The organism is Vibrio sp. SCP2, from assembly GCF_059295395.1.
Map to the genome: position 1 here is coordinate 357419 of NZ_JCAFVV010000002.1, position 20447 is coordinate 377865.

General features: G+C 44.3%; 17 protein-coding genes. 7 read left to right on the plus strand and 10 right to left on the minus strand.

Annotation, left to right across the window (positions count from 1 at the left end; genetic code table 11):
- Positions 1–391: 391 nt before the first annotated feature.
- On the plus strand, positions 392–1084 hold the full coding sequence (locus AC5O63_RS09545; protein ID WP_494505003.1) for a MipA/OmpV family protein: 693 nt from the start codon (positions 392–394) through the stop codon (positions 1082–1084).
- A gap of 58 nt (positions 1085–1142) precedes the next feature.
- Here the strand turns inward: AC5O63_RS09545 and AC5O63_RS09550 are convergent, their stop codons facing one another.
- From AC5O63_RS09550 to pflA, 4 genes are all read right to left on the minus strand, one after another.
- The gene (locus AC5O63_RS09550; protein ID WP_494504783.1) at positions 1143–2021 is read right to left on the minus strand and encodes a hypothetical protein; all 879 of its coding nucleotides are present in this window, start codon (positions 2019–2021) and stop codon (positions 1143–1145) included.
- A 154-nt stretch (positions 2022–2175) separates the two neighbouring features.
- Positions 2176–2676, minus strand: a complete 501-nt coding sequence (locus tag AC5O63_RS09555; protein WP_494504784.1) for a YfbU family protein — start codon at positions 2674–2676, stop codon at positions 2176–2178.
- 128 nt (positions 2677–2804) lie between these two features.
- Positions 2805–3467, minus strand: a complete 663-nt coding sequence (locus tag AC5O63_RS09560) for an energy-coupling factor ABC transporter permease (protein WP_494504785.1) — start codon at positions 3465–3467, stop codon at positions 2805–2807.
- A gap of 65 nt (positions 3468–3532) precedes the next feature.
- The gene (gene pflA / locus AC5O63_RS09565; RefSeq protein WP_004743858.1) at positions 3533–4273 is read right to left on the minus strand and encodes a pyruvate formate lyase 1-activating protein; all 741 of its coding nucleotides are present in this window, start codon (positions 4271–4273) and stop codon (positions 3533–3535) included.
- A 228-nt stretch (positions 4274–4501) separates the two neighbouring features.
- Here pflA and AC5O63_RS09570 point away from each other — a divergent pair, with 228 nt between their 5' ends.
- The gene (locus AC5O63_RS09570; protein ID WP_494504786.1) at positions 4502–6382 is read left to right on the plus strand and encodes a methyl-accepting chemotaxis protein; all 1881 of its coding nucleotides are present in this window, start codon (positions 4502–4504) and stop codon (positions 6380–6382) included.
- A gap of 4 nt (positions 6383–6386) precedes the next feature.
- Here AC5O63_RS09570 and AC5O63_RS09575 read toward each other — a convergent pair whose 3' ends face one another.
- The 3 genes from AC5O63_RS09575 to AC5O63_RS09585 all read right to left on the minus strand — a co-directional run bounded on the left by AC5O63_RS09575 (position 6387) and on the right by AC5O63_RS09585 (position 11725).
- Positions 6387–7394, minus strand: coding sequence for a lipid A deacylase LpxR family protein (locus AC5O63_RS09575; protein WP_494504787.1), 1008 nt, complete (start codon positions 7392–7394; stop codon positions 6387–6389).
- A 182-nt stretch (positions 7395–7576) separates the two neighbouring features.
- Entirely contained in the window at positions 7577–9853 is a 2277-nt protein-coding gene (gene pflB, locus AC5O63_RS09580; protein WP_494504788.1) for a formate C-acetyltransferase, read from the minus strand.
- A gap of 324 nt (positions 9854–10177) precedes the next feature.
- Positions 10178–11725, minus strand: a complete 1548-nt coding sequence (locus tag AC5O63_RS09585) for a DUF3360 family protein (protein WP_004748998.1) — start codon at positions 11723–11725, stop codon at positions 10178–10180.
- Between the two features lie 671 nt (positions 11726–12396).
- Between AC5O63_RS09585 and AC5O63_RS09590 the strand changes: the two genes are divergently transcribed.
- The 4 genes from AC5O63_RS09590 to AC5O63_RS09605 all read left to right on the plus strand — a co-directional run bounded on the left by AC5O63_RS09590 (position 12397) and on the right by AC5O63_RS09605 (position 15518).
- Positions 12397–13167, plus strand: a complete 771-nt coding sequence (locus AC5O63_RS09590) for an ABC transporter ATP-binding protein (protein ID WP_272785268.1) — start codon at positions 12397–12399, stop codon at positions 13165–13167.
- A 71-nt stretch (positions 13168–13238) separates the two neighbouring features.
- On the plus strand, positions 13239–14009 hold the full coding sequence (locus tag AC5O63_RS09595) for an ABC transporter substrate-binding protein (protein ID WP_494504789.1): 771 nt from the start codon (positions 13239–13241) through the stop codon (positions 14007–14009).
- 87 nt (positions 14010–14096) lie between these two features.
- A complete protein-coding gene (locus AC5O63_RS09600; protein ID WP_494504790.1) occupies positions 14097–14837 on the plus strand; it encodes an ABC transporter permease in 741 nt (246 codons plus the stop codon).
- A gap of 3 nt (positions 14838–14840) precedes the next feature.
- The gene (locus AC5O63_RS09605; RefSeq protein ID WP_004749002.1) at positions 14841–15518 is read left to right on the plus strand and encodes an ABC transporter permease; all 678 of its coding nucleotides are present in this window, start codon (positions 14841–14843) and stop codon (positions 15516–15518) included.
- A gap of 71 nt (positions 15519–15589) precedes the next feature.
- On the opposite strand, the gene AC5O63_RS09610 is transcribed toward AC5O63_RS09605, so the two are convergent.
- Positions 15590–17272, minus strand: coding sequence for an aspartate:alanine antiporter (locus AC5O63_RS09610; RefSeq protein ID WP_004749305.1), 1683 nt, complete (start codon positions 17270–17272; stop codon positions 15590–15592).
- Between the two features lie 189 nt (positions 17273–17461).
- Positions 17462–17728 carry a GrxA family glutaredoxin gene (locus AC5O63_RS09615; protein WP_171321219.1) on the minus strand — a complete coding sequence of 89 codons (267 nt, stop codon included), beginning with the start codon at positions 17726–17728 and terminating at the stop codon, positions 17462–17464.
- Between the two features lie 267 nt (positions 17729–17995).
- On the opposite strand from AC5O63_RS09615, the gene AC5O63_RS09620 reads away from it, so the two are divergent.
- On the plus strand, positions 17996–19246 hold the full coding sequence (locus AC5O63_RS09620; RefSeq protein ID WP_494505004.1) for an iron-containing alcohol dehydrogenase: 1251 nt from the start codon (positions 17996–17998) through the stop codon (positions 19244–19246).
- Between the two features lie 57 nt (positions 19247–19303).
- On the opposite strand, the gene AC5O63_RS09625 is transcribed toward AC5O63_RS09620, so the two are convergent.
- On the minus strand, positions 19304–20158 hold the full coding sequence (locus AC5O63_RS09625; protein WP_004749005.1) for a MurR/RpiR family transcriptional regulator: 855 nt from the start codon (positions 20156–20158) through the stop codon (positions 19304–19306).
- Positions 20159–20447: the final 289 nt, after the last annotated feature.

A 20447-nucleotide genomic window follows, 5' to 3' on the forward strand; every position in this document is an offset into this window, starting at 1 on the left:
AGAAAAGCAAATCCTTTCTTACTTAAGATTAGTTGGTTTTTAGAATTTTGCTTAAAAAATATGTGTTTAATTACAATTTGTGACCAAGAGCTAGTTGTCAGACCACACTCAATTGTAACGTGCAGAATCAGGTATTTGTGGTGGTTATTATTGAGTCTGCTGTGTAACTGGGTGCTTATGCAAATTGATCATTTGGTTGATTTAAGCGATACAAGCAGTTTGTTATTGGATGTTGGTTTGATTATTACGGTGAATATGAGTTATTGCGTAAATGTATGCTGTTCCATATAATTGCGCCGTTATTCACTCCAGTTATGTATTAGGTGTTGTTTTGAAATCTCTCTGGCAAAGGTTACTTCCCGCAGCGATCTTATTAGTTGCCCCACAGGCAATGGCAAAAATTTCCCAGTGGTCAATTGGTGCTGCTGCTTCATACTCGCCGGCTGTTTATAAAGATACGCCTTCGAATGAAACCATCATTCCCCTTGTTGGTTATGAAGGTGAGCATCTTTTCTTACGTGGCTTTACTGCTGGGTATCGCTTATACCCAATTGCTTCACCGCAAAACATCGTTTTTAGGGCTGCATATGATCCTCGTACGCTAAAACCGGAAGACTCCACCAACCCTGATATCAGACTTATGGATGAGCGCAAGGCGACCGTTTTGGGTGGGGTAAGTTACCAAGTGATCACTTTAGTTGGATTGTTTGAAGCCACGGTGGGTAGTGACATTTTACATCGTCATAGCGGCATTTATGCAGAGGCGGTATGGCGGTTACCGATTCGAAGAAACGGCTGGGGTATCACACCTTCAATGGGCTTTGCATACAACAGCGAGCGACTGAACAATCATTTATACGGAGTGAGCTCTGAAGAAGCGGCGCGCTCTAACTTCGACGAGTTCGATGCAGACTGGGACGGGCAGTTTTTCATTGGCGCTTCTGGTTATATGCATATCACACCTAAAATACGCGTTACCGGAGGAGTGCGATACACCAATATTGAAGGTGGCATTGAAAGCAGTCCGTTAATTGAAAGCGGCGTGACGACTTCAGCCAATTTAGGTGTCGCCTACGTATTCTAATCAAGTGTACAAGGTAAAAAGCGCCACAATGGGCGCTTTTTCATTGATAAAATATTGCTTAAGCACGCAACTCTTTTAGTTTAGTTGCTATCGCGTCCGCTTGATCTTTACCGTGTTGCTGCATTGCGCGTCGGTAGTCTTTTTCGTGGAACTTACCGTTTACACAACCATCTTGCTCTAGAGTGTTGCTTTGTTCAAAGCTCGCACGTGTCTCTAGGACTTTTTCGCCGTTCATATTGAACATAGCGTAGTGGAATGCAGATTTCGAGTAGCATTTTCCGCCGCTAAACAAACCCGTTTGGTCTGTAGCAAAACCTGTGTCACTCAGTACGATTACTGCATCAACATCAAGTGCTCGGGCACTTTTGGCTGCGAATTGCTTGAATGCTTCAGTTTCGTAGTAAGTAACGTTCACATTGTAGCTACTCGGTAGCGTTAGGTTGGCGTAATTTACAGGGCCTGCAGTTGCTCTACCAAAGCTAGTTAGTGACTTGATCTCATCGTTAGCGATGAGATTTGCACTTTCTTGACGATAGATTGTGTTGTTGATGACTTCCGAAGGGGCTTTAACTTTCCAACCTTCCTTCTTGGCAAGCTCAGTCACGAAGTTTGGTAGGGCTAGGTTAGCCGCTTCTTGACCGTCGATACGCTTCTTAATATGCGCTTGTGTAGCAATGTCAGTAACATCTTTAGCGATGCCACCTACCATGTTTCCGGCCAAACCTAACAGGTCGCCAGAGTCAAAACCGCCACCTTGAGAGTGTTGTATCTGTTCTGGCTTTTCAGTATTAGGCTCAATAAACGCAGGAACGTTGTACATAACAACAGCAACAGATTTGATCTGCGCAACTTCATCTTTATTGATGTGATCGTGCGTAGCACAGCCAGCTAGAGTTAAAGTGGCGACAGTACTCGCAATAATGGTTTTCAGCTTCATAGTAAACACTTAATGAATTGGTTTGATGTTAAATGATTTGTTAATTGTATGTCATCAAACTATTTGTGAGTACTTTTATTTTGTCAGAGTTTTGTCAGGTCAGTTTGGGGCATAAAAAAACCGCCTCGGCGGCGGTTTCTTTTTCAAGCATCAACTAGGCGTTAAAAATCTGCTTTAACTCGTTGGCACACAAGTGATACTGGCGAGGGCAGTTACGCCATGTATTTAGCATACGGCGATATTTTTCTAGCATTGGCATTTGCGCGTTGAAGTGGTGTTCGCCTTTACTAAATTGCGGGTATAAACCTTCAGAGTCAACTAGGAAGCGTACGTAGTTAACAAGTTGCGCTTCAGAAGCAATATCAAACCCTAGGAAGGTTAAACGGCGCTGGTCAACATCACCTTGTTCTTGCTCAGAGAGCATTTTGTTTGACTCTTGCATCGCATGGTACATTTCCATGATGTCGATGATCTCGCGGCATTCCGCTTCGACTAAACAACCAAAGTCTTTGTTGAGCTCGCGCATTTGCAGTTCATAGCCGCGCTCTACAATGGTTTGTAGGCGTTGGTATTTTGCCGCATTTTCTTGGTCAAGTTGCGACATTAGGTAATATTGATTCGAAAGGATCAACCGTTGAGCGTTAGTCATTTCCATGGTGGCCTCACTAAAATAATCTAATACATTTTTAATGTGCTTAGGTTATCTGTTCTTTGCGGGCTGAAACATGATCTCAACACATATTTAATATGAAAAGCACAAAGATTGGACAACAAATTTCGTTACTATTTGTGATAGTGATTGTAGATGTAGTCGCGATCGGAAAATACTCGCAGTAATTCTGGCTTAAACACAGTCAATACTGCTGCTGTCATCCCGTTAAGAAGCCCTTCAGGGAAAGCGAGCAGGGGGGTAAACACTAGGTAGTTATCAAAAATCGTTTGCCAGTCGTAATCGCTAACGATAAGAAAATATCCTGAGTTGATGACTAGGTGAAAAGTCCCTGTTAGGCCGCCATTGAGAAAACCCGCAACGAAAATAAACACAAATATATTTCTTGGTAGATAGCGATAACTCACTAGGAACACGCTATAGCTGATAAGTATCGGAATTAAGCAGGAGAAGAGTAAGTATTCGGGTAGCGCGTAGAAGGTCATCTCGCCAAATAACGCCATGAGCAAAGCAACGACAATAGAGAGGGCAAAAGCACTTTGCCAACCATACATCAAAGTCAGTGCTGTTATGCCGAGAAAGTGGATTGATAACCCTTCTTTTACCCCAGCATCTGCTGACCAGAGTACGAACAAAGCAAATGTGATTGTAAAGGTAATGTGCTGAAACGTACGTTCATTAACTAATTTCGGTAGGAATACTTCTTTGACATCACGCCACACAAAGAGCAGAGCAATCAGTACAATGAAGAGCGCTAGTAGTTCGTTTAACTCCATTTAAACCTCAAAAAAATACCAACCGAGAGGGTTGGTATTTTTTACGAATTAGCCGTTAAGTGGTATCAGTATTTAACGTTTGAGTGATACTGCTCAAGAATTGATACGATATTGTCCATGGTTTCTTTTGAAGGGGGGTTAGTCCCTTCTAGTGGATACTCGATACCTAGAGCTTCCCATTTATGAGCGCCAAGCTTGTGATAAGGGAGAAGCTCAATCTTTTCAATGTTGTCCATGTCTTTAATGAAGTCACCAAGCATATGTGCCGCTTCTTCATCATCTGTATAACCAGGGACGACGACATAGCGAATCCACGTTTTTTGCCCAATCTTATGTAGGTAACGAGCAAAGTCTAACGTTCTTTTATTCGAGACGCCGATAAAGTCATGATGGATCTCATCTTTCATATGCTTAAGATCAAGCATGACTAAGTCCGTCGCTTCAAGCACCTCGTCAATGACGTCAGTGTGTTTGCGAATATAGCCGTTGGTATCAAGGCAAGTGTGAATACCTTCAGCATGGGCTGCGCGGAAAAAGTCGCGGACAAACTCAGGTTGAAGCATGGCTTCACCACCGGAACAAGTCACACCACCACCTGAAGCATTCATAAAGTGACGATAAGATTTTGCTTCATTAATGATTTCTTCAACGGTCACTTCCTTACCACCGTGAGTATCCCATGTGTCGCGATTATGACAGTACATACAACGCATTAAGCAACCTTGCAAAAAGACAATAAAACGAATACCAGGTCCGTCTACTGTCCCACAGGACTCGAAAGAATGAATACGACCAGTTGTTGACATGTGCTCATCTCGTATTTAGTAATTTGCCTGTTATTTTATTACAAAAAGTGGGGTTTAAATAGGGCTAGAGATTACGAGAAACAACATTTTGCGAAATAAGAAAAAAATGCGTACTTGGACTAAAATGTATGTTATAAAATTGTTGCAAATATAAGAATATTAATAATAAAAAGATGATTGTTGGCTAGGCAAGTATTAACGCATACCACTGATGTAAAGGGATTATTTATGGATATGCTTGCACTTTCGCAAAAACAAAAGGTGATGCTATTTTTGGTTGTATTAGCATTAGGTTTTGTTGCTTTAGCAGGATTTACTTCATCAAGATTGACCCAAATGAGCGACCAGTACCATTTGAGTAGTGATATCTCCACGGGGTCAATGTCTATCTACCAAACGCAGAGTAAGATTCTTACGCTGAGCAGTAACTTGGATAATTTAAGTGGCTCCCAAGTTTCAACGGCAACGCAAGAGATCTCGTCAATCGTCGCTGCAGTTAATAAAGATGCTGAATTTCTCTCCAAGCTTGCTCTTACCCAGCAAGCAGACAAACTGACGCATAATGTGAATGATTTTGAGTCAGCGGCTATTCCGTGGCTAAATTTGAAACAAGAACTCGGCTTCACCATTGATGAAGGAAAACTGGGTGAACTAAAACAATTGGCAGACACGATTGAAAAGAAAATCGAAGAGACCGGAATGGTAACGCTTAATTCCGATTTTCAGGCAATGGTGAAGTCTCAACAAAATTATTTGCTGCAACCGAATGAAGAGAATTTGAAATTGTTTAATCGCGCTATGGGCAGCTTTGAAAGCATGTCTAATGTTTATGCGATGTTGGAGCTATATGAAAAGGAAATCGAACAATATAAATCAACCTTTGTCAGGGTCAGTGAATTATCGCAGCAGTTAGGTAGCGTTGAGCAGCAATTGTTGACTTCTAAAGGGCAACTGACACAGTTAATCGCCTCTATTACTGATGAGCTTGGTTCGATTTCTCAGCAGTACCAATCATCAGCCGAAAACACTTCAGAGCAAACCTTGTGGTCAGTGCTGGTGGCTTGTGTATTGTTAGCGGTGTTTACCGTCGCTATTTTTGTTATGCAAAGCACATCTTTGGCTAAATCGCTGGCGAGGACTCGACAGGTATTGCACGGGGTATCGAGTGGTGACTTATCTCAACGAATGGCGTTGACCAAAAACCCTAATGATGAATTTAATCAATTGGCCAGCAGCATTAACGAAAGCTGTGAAAATCTGGGTGGGCTAGTTCGTGGCGTACAAGACAGTAGTCAAGCGTTATCGGGTAATGCCGCTGAATTAAACCAAGGCCTAGATATGTTGGCTCACCATCAGTCAGAGGTATTAGGGCAGACTCAGCTATTGGCATCTGCCACGGAAGAGGTGAGTGTCACGACTCAAGAGGTATCCAATTCGTTGGAGTTTGTTTCCGAAATATCGCGTTCTTCAACGGACGCGGCTGAAGAGGGAGCCAAAGTTATTGGCGCTGCGATTGGGTCCCTTGAAGAAGTCGGGACGATATTAACTTCTGCTGCGGGACACATTCAATTGCTCGAAGAAGCCTCTTCGAAGGTCGACTCTGTAATGGAAATTATCAATGGTATTGCTGAACAAACTAACTTGCTGGCGTTGAATGCGGCGATTGAGGCGGCAAGGGCAGGGGAACAAGGGCGAGGCTTTGCCGTGGTAGCAGATGAGGTTCGCAGCCTAGCCGTTCGTACCGTCGATGCAGTAACTGAAATTTCTGACACTATAGACACCATGAAGAAAGAAAGTGCTGAAGTGATTCAATATATTGGTCAATCTGAATCGTCAATGGCAACAGGGCGGGCCCGTGGTCAAGAGGCAATGGATGCGCTTAAGTTGATTACTGAAAAAGCAGATGAAGCATCGCACCAAACCGAAGTCATTTTTTCTTCAATCAAAGAGCTTGCGACGACCAGTCAGTCGATGGCAGATAATATGACGCAAATTTCTTCGGCTATGAAAGAGTTAGAGCAGAACAATGAACAACTACGAAGTGTCAGTGGAGTGGTTGAAGAAAGGTCTGGCAGCTTGAATCAAGACTGCCAGAAGTTCACAATTTAAGGCTTTAGAAGAAAGCGTATAAGGCAATGCCACCTGTGCCATACATGCTTTCTTTTGCTTCTTTGTAGTCTGGCGTTTTCGCGGTAGCGGTTAAGGTTGCGCCGAAGCTTTGGTTGTACCAAGCAAAACCTGCCACTGCGGTTGCTTGATTGTGTTCTAACGTTACGTCGTAGATGCTTGGGTCGTCACCTTTTTGAATAGCGTAATCTCTCACGCCAGAACGATCTCCTTCAACGGTAATATCATTGAAGCGATAGCGAGCTTCAATACCGGTAAAGACAAACCATCCGCCTTGAGAGCCTCCAAGCATGCCGGCTCGAAACGGATTTTCGTTATCGATATTGGCCGCGCCCATATTTCCACCTAGATCCGAACCCCAGCGGAACATAAAGCCAGTAGAAACATCACTTCGGAAGTTACCCGCGTTAATTTCTGAGACATTAGAGATCTCCCAGTCAGTGTTAGCAATAGAGCGCTGACGCCATAAGTTGAAGTGAGTAAGGTAACCCACACTACCAGCAAAGCTATCGTCGACCTGATATGCCCAGCCATTCGGTTCATCAGATTTAGTGATGGAGTGCACTAACTTTTGCGCATCCTCTGATAGCGCTTTATCACCGGTTACACCCAGAGTTAGATTAAAGCGTTGTGCTTGCTCTGGATGCAGGCTGATGTAGTTGAACTCAGAATGGAGAAAACCTGCGTAGGGTCTGTCATTCACCATAGGTGTCGTCGACTCAATGTCTGACGGTGTATACATCTTATGGCCAAGTACAAACTCAAATTTGTCCAATGAAGCGCCGCCCCAAAATGAAAGGCTGAGAGGCTCGAAAATTGGGTAGGGCGTAATCGCGCCTGTGGAATAGCTGAGAAACAGGCCGTTGGTGTAGTCTTGGTCGACACCGAAAATACCATCGTTGTCGAGAGAGAAAGAAACGGTCGATTTTTCTGAAGCTAGGCCAGTCGTAGAAACCAGCAGTAGAGGCAGAATTAGAGTTCGATTTAACTTCATAGGCTTGTTGCTTAGCTCAATTAGAGTTCTGATAGTACAGGATTAATTGAATTAAACGTTAGCAATAAGTATACCAGTGAAGTGAAATGTGCACCGTATCTCTGAATACGCAGTAAATGATTGATAGAAAAAATAAAGCCCCGCATCAAGCGGGGCTTTTTCAATCATTCATTAATCTGAGATTATAGAGACTCAGTGAATGTACGTGCGATTACGTCTTTTTGCTGCTCTGCAGTTAGAGAGTTAAAGCGTACAGCGTAACCAGATACACGGATTGTTAGCTGAGGGTACTTCTCAGGGTTCTTAACTGCGTCTTCTAGAGTTTCGCGGTTTAGAACGTTCACGTTTAGGTGCTGACCACCTTCAATGCCAGTCTCGTGGTGGAAGTAACCATCCATTAGACCTGCTAGGTTAGCGCGCTGTGAGTTCTCTTCTTTACCTAGTGCATTTGGCACGATAGAGAAGGTGTAAGAGATACCATCTTTCGCATCAGCAAACGGTAGTTTACCTACAGATGTTAGAGATGCTACCGCACCTTTCTCATCGCGGCCGTGCATTGGGTTTGCACCTGGAGCGAATGGAGCTCCTGCTTTACGACCGTCTGGCGTAGTACCAGTCTTCTTACCGTATACCACGTTTGAAGTGATAGTAAGGATAGACTGTGTAGGAATCGCATCACGGTAAGTCTTAAGCTTACGGATCTTGTTCATGAAGATAGTCACAAGTTCACAAGCCATGTCATCAACACGAGCGTCGTTGTTACCAAATTTCGGGTAGTCGCCAGAGATATCGAAGTCGATCGCGATGCCGTCTTCGTCACGGATTGGCTTAACTGTACCGTACTTGATTGCAGACAGAGAGTCAGCAGCAACAGATAGACCAGCGATACCACAAGCCATTGTACGACGTACGTCACGGTCGTGCAGAGCCATAAGCGCTGCTTCGTAGCTGTACTTGTCGTGAGAGTAGTGGATTGCGTTTAGCGCAGTCACGTATTGCTTCGCTAGCCAATCCATGAAGTTGTCTAGACCAGCCCAAACTTTGTCGAAGTCTAGCACTTCGTCAGTCATAGCTTCAGTCTTAGGACCTACTTGGATCTTAAGCTTCTCATCTACACCGCCGTTGATAACGTAAAGTAGAGTTTTAGCTAGGTTCGCACGAGCGCCGAAGAACTGCATGTGCTTACCGATAACCATTGGCGATACACAACAAGCGATAGCGTAGTCATCGTTGTCGAAATCTGGACGCATTAGGTCGTCGTTTTCGTACTGGATAGAAGACGTATCGATAGATACTTTCGCACAGAACTTCTTGAAGCCGTCAGGTAGCTGCTCAGACCAAAGAACAGTGATGTTTGGCTCTGGAGAAGGACCCATAGTGTAAAGCGTGTTAAGGAAACGGAAGTTAGTACGTGTTACAAGTGTACGACCGTCAACACCCATACCACCCATAGATTCTGTTGCCCAGATTGGGTCGCCAGAGAATAGCTCATCGTACTCAGGAGTACGTAGGAAGCGAACCATACGTAGTTTCATTACGAAGTGGTCGATCATTTCCTGAGCTTGTTCTTCAGTGATGATGCCAGCTGCGATGTCACGCTCAACGTAAACGTCAAGGAAAGTCGAAGTACGACCTAGAGACATTGCTGCGCCGTTTTGAGATTTAACAGCCGCTAGGTAACCGAAGTAAGTCCACTGGATTGCTTCTTGTGCAGTAGTCGCAGGACCAGAAATGTCGAAGCCGTAAGACGCAGCCATTTCTTTCATTTGACCTAGTGCACGGTGTTGCTCTTGAAGCTCTTCACGCAGCTGCATAGTCATTTGTAGATCGTCGCCAGCTTCTAGTTTCTCTTGAGTAGAGTGGAACTGAGCAACTTTGTCCTTCATTAGGAAGTCTACACCGTACAGTGCAACGCGACGGTAGTCACCGATGATACGGCCACGACCGTATGCATCTGGAAGACCAGTTAGAACACCAGACTTACGACATTTTAGGATATCAGGAGAGTACACATCGAAAACGCCTTGGTTGTGCGTTTTGCGGTACTCAGAGTAGATTTTAGATACTTGTGGATCTAGTGTACGGCCGTAAGCTTTACAAGAACCTTCGATCATACGTACACCGCCGTTAGGCATGATTGCACGTTTTAGAGGCGCTTCAGTCTGAAGACCAACGATAGTTTCAAGGTCTTTGTTGATGTAACCAGCATCATGAGAAGTGATGGTAGAGATAACAGAAGTATCGAAATCAACAGGTGCGTGAGTAGAGTTCTCCTGCTTGATGCCTTCCATTACTTTAGCCCAAAGCGTATTAGTCGCTTCAGTACCTTCAGAAACTAGGAAAGATTCGTCGCCTTCGTACGGAGTGTAGTTCTTCTGAATGAAGTCGCGAACGTTAACTGTGTTTTGCCAATCACCTTCAGCAAAACCTTCCCAAGCTTTAGCAAATTGCTCTGCCATGACATACCTACCTTTTTAGTAGAAAAAACACGTACCTATCTGATCCGTTGAGCGAGTCAGACTCCCAATCATGGGGCGGTACACTCTTATGAATAACAATATGTATAGTCTTTAAAATCGATCACTGAAAGGACATAAAACTATAAATATTGTCACTACTTTTTATATGGTGATCTATTAACTTGGTTTCAAGGATAAACTAAAAAAATTTTGCAAACCTTAAACTAAATCAATAAAATGCCCTTTATCTAAAGTTTTTTTTAGTATTGATACAGATATTAAAAAAAAGTTGAGAGCCGCTATCGACTCTCAACCAGGTGTTGATTATAGGAATGCAGGGATGCCGTATTGGCCTTCAAGCATGCCTACCGCTAGCATTGCCACTAGACAGATAACAAGTACGCCAACTGGAATCACGATTTTATCGACAAACGATAGGCGTGACGCACGCTCCTTATCACCAATCAGACCGTTGTTATCCAGTAGCATAGTCAGTGCCCAAGCAAGAACTGGGTTCACAACTGCAGAGCCGAAGATACAGATACCTGCAGCTTGTGAATCTTTCGAGTCTTTCACCATCTGCATACCAGCTTCAAGTAGAGGAAGCGATACACCAACCAGTAGAGCGACGCGCATAACTGGTGGCCATACAGCGATATCCATTGGGAAGCCAAGGATAGCGATGATCATAACCAATAGACCAAGAAGGATAGCACCCGCTGGGATAGGACGTTTCGCGATCGCCGCAGGGATCATGTATGTACCCCAAGATGACGTGATGTTACCACCACCTACTGCTGTACCAACCATCTGACGGATTGAACACATCGTCATTGTGTCATCAACGTCCATTAGTACTTTTTCAGTTTTTTTAGGGTAGTTCAGCTCTTGGAAGATACGGTGACCTAAGAAGTCAGGAGACCACATTGCTACTGCAAGAATCGCAAATGGAAGTGACGCAATAAAGTGTTCTACGTTTGGTAGACCTAGCATCCAACCTTCTTCAGTGCTGCCCCACCAGTAAACAGGGTTTAGGTTAGGTAGACCTGTCTCAGTCACGAACTTGATGTCGAAACCTGCGCCGAGAACGAGAGCAATCACTAGACCAGTAAAGGCACACACTGGGATGGCTAGCCAACGCTTGTTCACTTTCGCTAGGTAAGCGTAAAGCGCAATAGTGACGGCTAGAACAATAAGGCCAACGTAACCCATGCTGCCAGCAACAACAGTGTCTGACTGCAGACCGACTGCCCATGACTGGATGGAGTTAATTTGGCTCATAGTACCGGTTAAACCAAGGAAGATAAGCAAGCCCCCCGCGGTTCCTTGTGAGGTCAAGTTAACTAGCTTAGAACCACCTTTTAGGAAGCTAAGTAGTAGACCGAAGATACCGATTAGGATTGCCAATGCAAGAGGGTGAGCACCGGCTAGAGCTATCGTGCCGATAAGAGGGATCATTGGGCCGTGGTTACCGGCAAGGTTTGCTTTCGGGTTAATGAAACCAGAGGCAAGAACACAGAATAGCAGCGCAGGGATAAGCATCTCTACACGCGCGACTTCAATCGCAAATTCTTTACCTAGGTTAATATGGTCCCAAGCGGCAGTAAGCCCCTCAGCCCAAGACATCATTACCGCAGAGTACATCGCGATAATACCGATAGTACCTGCAAGTGCTGGAACTAGGTCTTCAAGCTCGAAACGGAAGTCGCGACCAGGAAGGTTCAAACCAAAGCGACGTGGCTTCATGATTTGTAGTTCGTGGTCTAGATAATCTGAACGGCTTTCAAACTCAGAAGCTGGACGATGCAGCTCTTGATAGCTCTTATTTTCGATATCCGAATCAGAGTGCGGTTTATTGACTGCGTCTGACATAGATTCCTCATATTCTAAAAAGTTAATGATTCTTCAAAGAGTGACCCGATTATTATTTTGTGTCGGTCACTCAGTAAAAACCCGGCATAGCTTCCTGCCTTTGATTCCCGGCCTACCTCATGTAGCGTGCACTTGATGTGCTATAGCATAGAGGATTTAAAGACAAAAAGTACGACTATTGAGGCTTTTATCTTTGACGCGAGTTTAACGTGCTAACCCTTAAGAGTGATTGATTTAGATCACTTTATGAAAGGTTGTGAAAGAAAACTACACAACATCGACGAGTCGGCAAGACAAGAGAAGTTTTGATTGAAATTTAGTTTCATAATGTGAGTTTTATTAGCGCATAACAAGGAGTTAAATCGCGACCAATATCAAATTTGAGATGGTTTGTTGAGATAGATCTTGTTTTTATAAAATTGTTAATTAATAGATTTGGTTTATTGTTTGGTTGAGGAAGTGTTTTATGCGAATTTTGGAGCTTTTTTGACTATTGAATGCATTATTAGTCATATAAAGTGGCTAGATATTGCTGATTTGTAGGTTAATAATTTGTTGCAAGTTGAGCGGGGTAGTGCTAGTTTGTATCGCAATGTGGGTGGAACCCAGCAGTCAGCCAAGAGCGTTTAGATGATGCAATTGGTCATAATAAATACAGGGAGTAAAAGCGCATGAAAGATGTACCAGCGCTGGACATAAAAGAACTGCACAAAACATTCGGACAAAATGAAGTTTTAAAGGGCATCTCGTTAGAAGCTCATAAAGGGGACGTCATTTCTATTATCGGTTCATCAGGTTCCGGTAAAAGTACCTTTCTTAGATGTATAAACCTTCTAGAAACGCCAACTGAAGGCGAAATTTGGGTTAACGGTGAGTTAATTCAAATGAAAAACAATCGCCAAGGTGAGGCGGTTCCTGCCAATGAAAAGCAAGTTCAACGCATCCGTTCGCGTTTGGCTATGGTTTTCCAGGGTTTTAACCTTTGGTCGCATATGACAGTGCTAGAAAACGTTATAGAAGCACCGGTTCATGTATTGGGCGTACCAAAAGCTCAAGCGATTGAAAATGCAGAGCTGCTGCTGAAAAAGGTTGGGCTTTACGAGCGTAAAGATTACTACCCGGGCCATCTTTCAGGTGGTCAGCAGCAACGTGCCGCTATTGCCCGCGCGTTAGCGGTAGACCCTGAAGTTATGCTGTTTGATGAACCAACATCAGCACTTGATCCAGAGCTTGTTGGCGAAGTGCTTGGCGTTATGCGTGACTTGGCTGAAGAAGGTCGAACTATGTTAGTTGTGACTCACGAAATGGCCTTCGCTCGTGACGTATCGAACCATGTGATGTTCTTACACCAAGGTTTAGTGGAAGAGCAGGGTGATCCAGCTAAACTCTTTACTAATCCTGACTCAGAGCGTCTGCAGCAGTTTATCTCATCAATTTATTAATCGCCGCTTAGCGGCAAACACAACCAACAACTAAGTTAAAAAATAAGAATCACAATCACAGGAGTATGGAAATGAAAAAGTGGTTATTAGCAGCAACACTGGCAGCGACTGCGGTATCTGGCGTAGCGCAAGCGAAAGAATGGAAAACAGTTCGCTTCGGTATTGAAGGTGCTTACCCTCCTTTTAGCTGGACAGAGGCTGATGGTTCTCTAAAAGGCTTTGATGTAGACATGGCGAACGCGCTTTGTACTGAAATGCAGGTGAAATGTAAGATTGTTGCTCAGGATTGGGATGGCATCATTCCTTCACTACTTGCTCGTAAATACGATGCAATCATTGCTGCAATGTCTATTACTGAAGAACGTAAGAAGAAAGTTGATTTCACTGGCAAATACGCACTTATCCCGAACAAATTCATCGCTAAGAAAGGCGCAGGCTTAGACTTTGACAACCTAGCTGGCCAAAAAATTGCGGTACAACGTGCAACAACTCACGACAAGTACCTAACTGACAACTACGGTGACAAAGTAGAAATCGTTCGTTACGGCTCTTTTGATGAAGCTTATCTAGATCTTGCTAACGGTCGTGTTGCTGCAGTATTGGGTGATGCGTCAGCGCTTGAAGAAGGCGTACTTAACAAAGCTGGTGGCGAAGCATACGAGTTTGTTGGTCCGTCACTAACTGATCCTAAGTGGTTCGGTGAAGGTTTTGGTATTGCTGTACGTAAGCAAGACAAAGACCTTACTAAGAAGCTAGACGCAGCTATCCTTTCTCTACGCGAAAAAGGTGTTTACCAAGACATCGCTGCTAAATACTTCAACTACGACGTTTACGGTCAGTAATCGTTGCTAAGCGACCGTTGGTTCTTGTTCCTAGGAGTAGTAGCCAACGGTCGAATTTTATAAAGTTTAGGGATCAGGAACTTACCTATGCTGGATCTACAAGGATATGAAGCCTCGATATTAAAAGGGGCCGTAGTGACCATCGAAGTCGCGCTATTATCGCTACTGTTAGCGATGATTTTAGGCATGCTAGGTGCATTAGCTAAAATGGCCCCATATCGCTGGGCTAGAGCAATCGCGACACTTTATACCACAGTGATTCGTGGTATCCCCGACTTAGTCCTCATGATGTTGATTTTCTTTGGTGGACAAATTCTTCTTAACAACAGTTTGTATTCCATCAACGAAACATTGAATGAATGGTTTGCTTCGAGCGATCCGAACCATGAATGGACATCATATTTACCTGACTACATTGACGTCAGCCCATTTGTCGCAGGTGTGCTTACCATTGGTTTTATCTTTGGTGCATACATGGCGGAGACCTTCCGTGGCGCAATAATGGCGGTCGATAAAGGTGAATTGGAAGCCGCTAAAGCCTACGGCATGAGCCCAGTGCTTGCGTTTCGTCGCATCCTGCTACCGCAGATGATCCGTCACGCGTTGCCAGGCTTTGGTAACAACTGGCTAGTTCTGCTTAAAACAACAGCGCTTGTTTCAATTATCGGCCTTGAAGATATGGTGCGTATGAGCTCGCTTGCCGCTGGCTCGACCAAGATGCCATTTACCTTCTACATGGCAGTAGCCATTATTTTCTTATTCTTTACCAGTGTCTCGACAGGGTTCCTGAAAATGGTAGAGCGCAAATTCAGTATTCATGCGAGGTAAAGAATGGACTTTTCACTGATTTTAGAAAGCTTCCCGATTTATCTAGATGGCTTGTGGACCACCACATGGCTAGTTGGGTTAGCGCTTATTATTGGATTAGTTGTTGCTATCCCACTCGGTGTGGCGCGTAACAGTCACAACTATTTGTTCAACGGACCAAGCTGGGCATTTATCTACTTTTTCCGTGGTACGCCGTTGCTTGTGCAGTTATATCTGATTTATTACGGTATGGATCAGTTCTTCCCAGTGAAGGATACTCTTTGGGAAAATGCTTGGTTCTGTGCGCTAGTAGCGTTCGTGCTTAACACTTCTGCTTATACTGCTGAGATTATTCGCGGTGCAATCAACGGTCTACCTAAAGGTGAAGTGGAAGCCGCCAAAGCCTATGGTATGAGTACGTTCAAAACCTATCGACGCATTATATTGCCAAGCGCATTGCGCCGTGCACTTCCAGCGTACAGTAATGAAGTTATCTTTATGCTTCACGGTAGTGCTGTAGCGGGTATCGTTACCATTGTCGACCTAACAGGTGCTGCTCGCCTAGTAAACTCACGCTACTACGCGCCGTTTGAGTCGTTTTTGACCGCAGGCCTGTTCTATATGGCACTGACTTTCATCATTCTTGCTTGTTTCAAGTTTGCAGAAAAACGATTCTTAGCTTATCTCAGACCGCTGAGCTAACAGAGTTCAATATGACAAACACAGAAAAGGCTTCCAATCGGAAGCCTTTTTTATTCGCTGAGATTCAGAGGTTAGCTCAAGATAATGAGTACGGTACCAGCAAGCGTCATCAGGATATTGGCTATTGCATAAGTACCCGCGTATCCCAGTGCAGGAATGGTAGACTTAGCGTAGTCGTTAACGATGTCCATGGCTGGTGCGCAGGTGCGTGCGCCAATAATTGCACCAAACAGCAGTGCTCGGTTCATCTTGAGTAGATAGGCACCGACTAAATAGGCGACAACAACGGGCACCACACTGATCACGAAAGAGAGGCCAATCACCTGTAAGCCAACCTGAGAGAGGTGCTCAAACATTTTGCCACCTGCACTCAGCCCGATCCCGACCATAAAGAACATTAAGCCAAGGTCTTTGACCATGTTTAGCGCCCCCTGAGGTACATAGCCAAAGGTGGGGTGGTTGGCACGTAAAAAGCCCAGTGTAATACCGGAAAGTAAAAGGCCTACCGCATTACCCAGTCCAAACGAGACTTGACCGAATGTCATGGTGATCAAACCAAACATAATGCCAAGGATGAAGAAGCTACAAAACGCCAGCAAATCTGCCATTTGGCTATGGATCGAAATGAAACCAATTTTTTCGGCAAGACCATGAACGCGGCTCTTTTCACCGCTGACCTGAAGTATGTCTCCTTTAGCGAGTACAATATCCAGATCCATTGGCATTTCGATTTGAGCGCGGACAACACGGTTCAAGAAACAGCCATATTCAGATAGGTTAAGATCTGACAGACGTTTACCCGCAATTGAGTCGCTCTTTACGACGATCTCTTCTTCAACAATACGTAGGTCAAGCAGGTTACGGTCGAAAACCTCTTTACCGTTGCGAAAGCTTGGATCCAGACGAGCGTGGCTATCCGGGAAGCCAACCAGTGCGATTTCGTCTCCTTGTTGCAAAATCGCGTCACCGTCTGGGTGGGCGAGAATACCATTGCGTCGAATTCGCTCGATATAGCACCCTGTTTGTCGGTAAATACCAAGTTCACGTAAGTTTTTGCCATCAATCCAATCGATCAGCTCCTGGCCGACTCGGTACGCACGAATAATAGGTAAGTAAACTTTGCGTTGTCCTGAGCTACCCAGTCCTCGTTCTTGCGCGATTTGCTGCGCGGAGTCTGATAGGTTTTGCTTTTGCAGTTTTGGCAGAAGCTTGGCGAACATAATCATACTGATCAGGCCAATCAAATAGGCCATCGCATAACCCACCGACAAGTTTTCGATGACTTGGTTAAAGTCCATATTACGTGGCGTAGTGGCAAGTCCTGAATTGAGAGCATCTTGCGCACCTACCAGTACGGGCGTTGAGGTTAACGCTCCGGCCATCATACCGGCTGATAAACCAAAATCGAGGCCCATATAGTGACTCGCATAGTAGGTAATACACAGGGCAGTAGAGAGCACGACTAAGCTTAAGATGAAGTAATGTTTACCATCGCGGAAAAAAATACCGAAGAAGTTTGGGCCTGCTTCGATACCAACACAGTAGATAAATAGCATAAAGCCGATAGTCAAAGCTTCAGCATTAAAGCTAAAACCAAGATGGCCCATCACGAGCGAGGTGATTAACACGCCGATGGAGTTACCTAACTGCAAGTTGCCAAAGCGAATTTTGCCGATGCCTAGGCCGATCGCTAATACAACGAAGATGAGAAGAATAGGGTTTTGTTCGAGCAAGTGTACGACGTCAATGTTCACGGGCAATTCTTGTGTTGGTGCCGGGGAATAGGTTAAGTGTGCGAATTGTATCTGAATATTGCAAAAAGATAAGTGAAAATTTTTATATTTTACTATTAGCTGACTTAGGCAATGAAATGAGTAAATTTGTTTAAATTCAGGCACAAAAAAGCCGCTTATTGATAAGCGGCTCTTATAGAATCTGGGCGATTACTCGTCAAATAGACCTAGATGCTCTTTTGCGTAAGCTTCGAAGTCATCACAACCACCGATGTGGTCTTGATCGATGAAAATCTGAGGAACAGTTTCTACAGGCTTACCTACCGTTTTCTCTAGGTCCGCTTTAGAAATTCCTTCTGCGTGTATGTCTACGTAGCGGTAGTTGAAATCATCGCGTTTAGCTTTTAGTGTTTCAGCGTGCTCTTTTGCACGAACACAGTAAGGACAAGCTGGGCGACCAAAGATAACTACGAACATATTCTCTTTCTCCTGTATTTTGTTAAGTGCAACTATGCCCGAATCATGGGCGGAAATAAAGAGTCATTTGCCTCTTGTTTCGATAGGTAAATCCTATTGAACAAAAAGTATCCTTTCACCTTGTCAATAATGCGTTTAGTGTGTGCGGTAAGTCGAGAAAGCCCTATAAAAATAAAGGCTTTTGCTGACAAGTTGCACTACGTCATGTTTATTTCATTTGATTCAGTGCAAGCTTATTACTCGGTTGTCACAGGGAGTGTGTTGAGTATGTTCCAGTTTATGACCTCGACCCGAATCATTTTTGGGGAAGGTGCATTACAATCCTCGTTATCCGTTATCAACCAGTACGGTTACAGTGTCCTTCTTGTTACTGGCAAAAATACCGACCGCGCTTCCCCAATCCTCCATTACATTAAACAGCAAAATATGCGCTATCAACATGTCGCGATCAGTGGTGAGCCTAACATTACCATGATCGAAGAAACGGCTTTAGTGGGGCGCAAATTTAAACCTGACATGGTTATCGCGATGGGAGGAGGAAGTGTACTCGATATGGGCAAAGCGCTGGCTGCAGTTATCCCTAACCAAGGCGATGTCTATGATTATGTTGAAGTAGTGGGGCGCAACGTACCGCTTAAGTCTAAGCCAATTCCATTTATTGCTATTCCAACCACTGCAAGCACGGGTTCTGAAGTTACTCGCAATGCTGTGCTGCGTTCGGGACAAGACCAAGTCAAAGTCAGTCTGCGCAGTCCTGATATGCTTGCCGATGTGGCGATCATTGATCCCACATTAACTTATGGTACGGATAAGTTAACATCTGGACGCGGAGCCATGGATGCGTTCACCCATTTAATGGAAGCGTATGTGTGTGGCGATCCCAACCCGTTAACCGACATGATTTGTGAAGAGGGATTACGCAGGCTCAGCCAATCGATACTGCCCGCTTGTTTGCAAGATGATTATAAGGCGAGAGCTGATATTTCTTTTGCCGCCATGCTTGGTGGTATGGCTATTACGAACGCTAAACTTGGAGCTGCCCACGGGCTAGCCTCTGCTTTGGGTGGCAAGCTTGATGCTCCGCATAGTGTGATTACAGGCCGACTGGCGCCGTTTGTGATGACTGAAAACATCAAAGCAGCAAAACGCGCCGGAAGAGGGGACGTGCTGCATCGATATTCAAAAGTAGCGCAAATCTTGACTGGAAGGGTTAACGCTTGTCGTGATGATGCTATCTTGTGGGTGAATATGATGTTGGAGAAACTGGCATTGCCCAAACTTGATAGTTTCGGCATATGTACGACCTCTTTCGAAGAAGTCGCTGATGACGCGCTTAAGTCTGTCGCCATAAAAGGTAACCCACTGCCTCTGACCAAAGAACGCTTAACTTATATCTTACGCCAAGTTTGTCAGTGTCAAGAAAGCTGCAATACCGCTGAAAGTCGTAAGCAAGAATCAAATGCTAGAGTGGTTCTTTTGGGTGACAAGAAAGATCAAGGTAGTTATCAAGACAGTTGAGCATGCTTGATTCATAAATCGCAGAAGCAAAAACGGAGCACTGAGTGCTCCGTTTTATTAGAATTGTGAAAGTTTGTCGTAACGAGAATCTTTCAAGACGTCTTTAACGCGCTTCAGGTTCTCTCTAAATCCTGTCCCTCGGCGTAGAGTGAAGCCTGTTGCTAGAACGTCGATAACCGTCATTTGAACAACACGGCTCGCCATCGGCATATAAACGTCAGTATCTTCTGGCACATCGAGTGAGATAGACAACGAACTCGCTTTATCTAGCGGCGAGTCTTTAGCGGTGATCGCGATAACTGTTGCACCGTTCTCACGCGCTAGGTTGGCAATCTCGACTTGGCTCTTAGTTCGACCAGTGTGAGAAATCAGTACAATCACATCGTTGTCAGTACAGTTAATACAGCTCATACGCTGCATGACGATGTCTTCAAAGCAAGTAATTGGGATGTTAAAGCGAATGAACTTGTTTTGCGCATCTTTAGCGACAGCAGATGAAGCACCTAAACCGAAAAATGAGATGCGCTTTGCTTGAGTGAGCAAATCGACAGCACGATTAACCTGCATAGGATCTAGGCTGTTCTTAGCGACATCCAAACATGCCATCGTAGATTCGAAAATCTTATGCGTGTATGCATCAGGGCCATCATCTTCTTCAACATTTCGGTTAACGTAAGGAGTACCGTTAGCCAAGCTTTGAGCAAGATGAAGTTTAAAGTCTGGAAAACCTTTGGTATCCAAACGGCGACAGAAGCGGTTAACAGTTGGCTCACTTACATCAGCCATTTTTGCCAGTGTAGCAATACTAGAATGGATAGCAGTTTGTGGCGACGCCATGATGACTTCGGCAACTTTACGCTCAGACTTGCTAAAGTTTTCTAGGTTTTTTTGAATTTTTTCTAATGTGTTCATAGTGTTCACGAGGGTATAGAGAACAACTCACTGGATATACCCGAATATTAGTGATGGGGAACAAAGTGTTACCCAAAAAGGTAAGTGCAATCCAGCGCCATGGAACCAGTATAAACCTAAGCAAAAGGTTTGCGGCAACTTTTCTACAAGGCAATTGGCTATTATATGACAAGCCTCAAACAAAATTTTGTCTAAACTACAGAATTACGAATTCTGTGGCGAGAAATTTCATCTTTGAGCCTTGTCTTGATAGAGAAATTACACTTTTCTAGAAATAAAATTTCAGTTT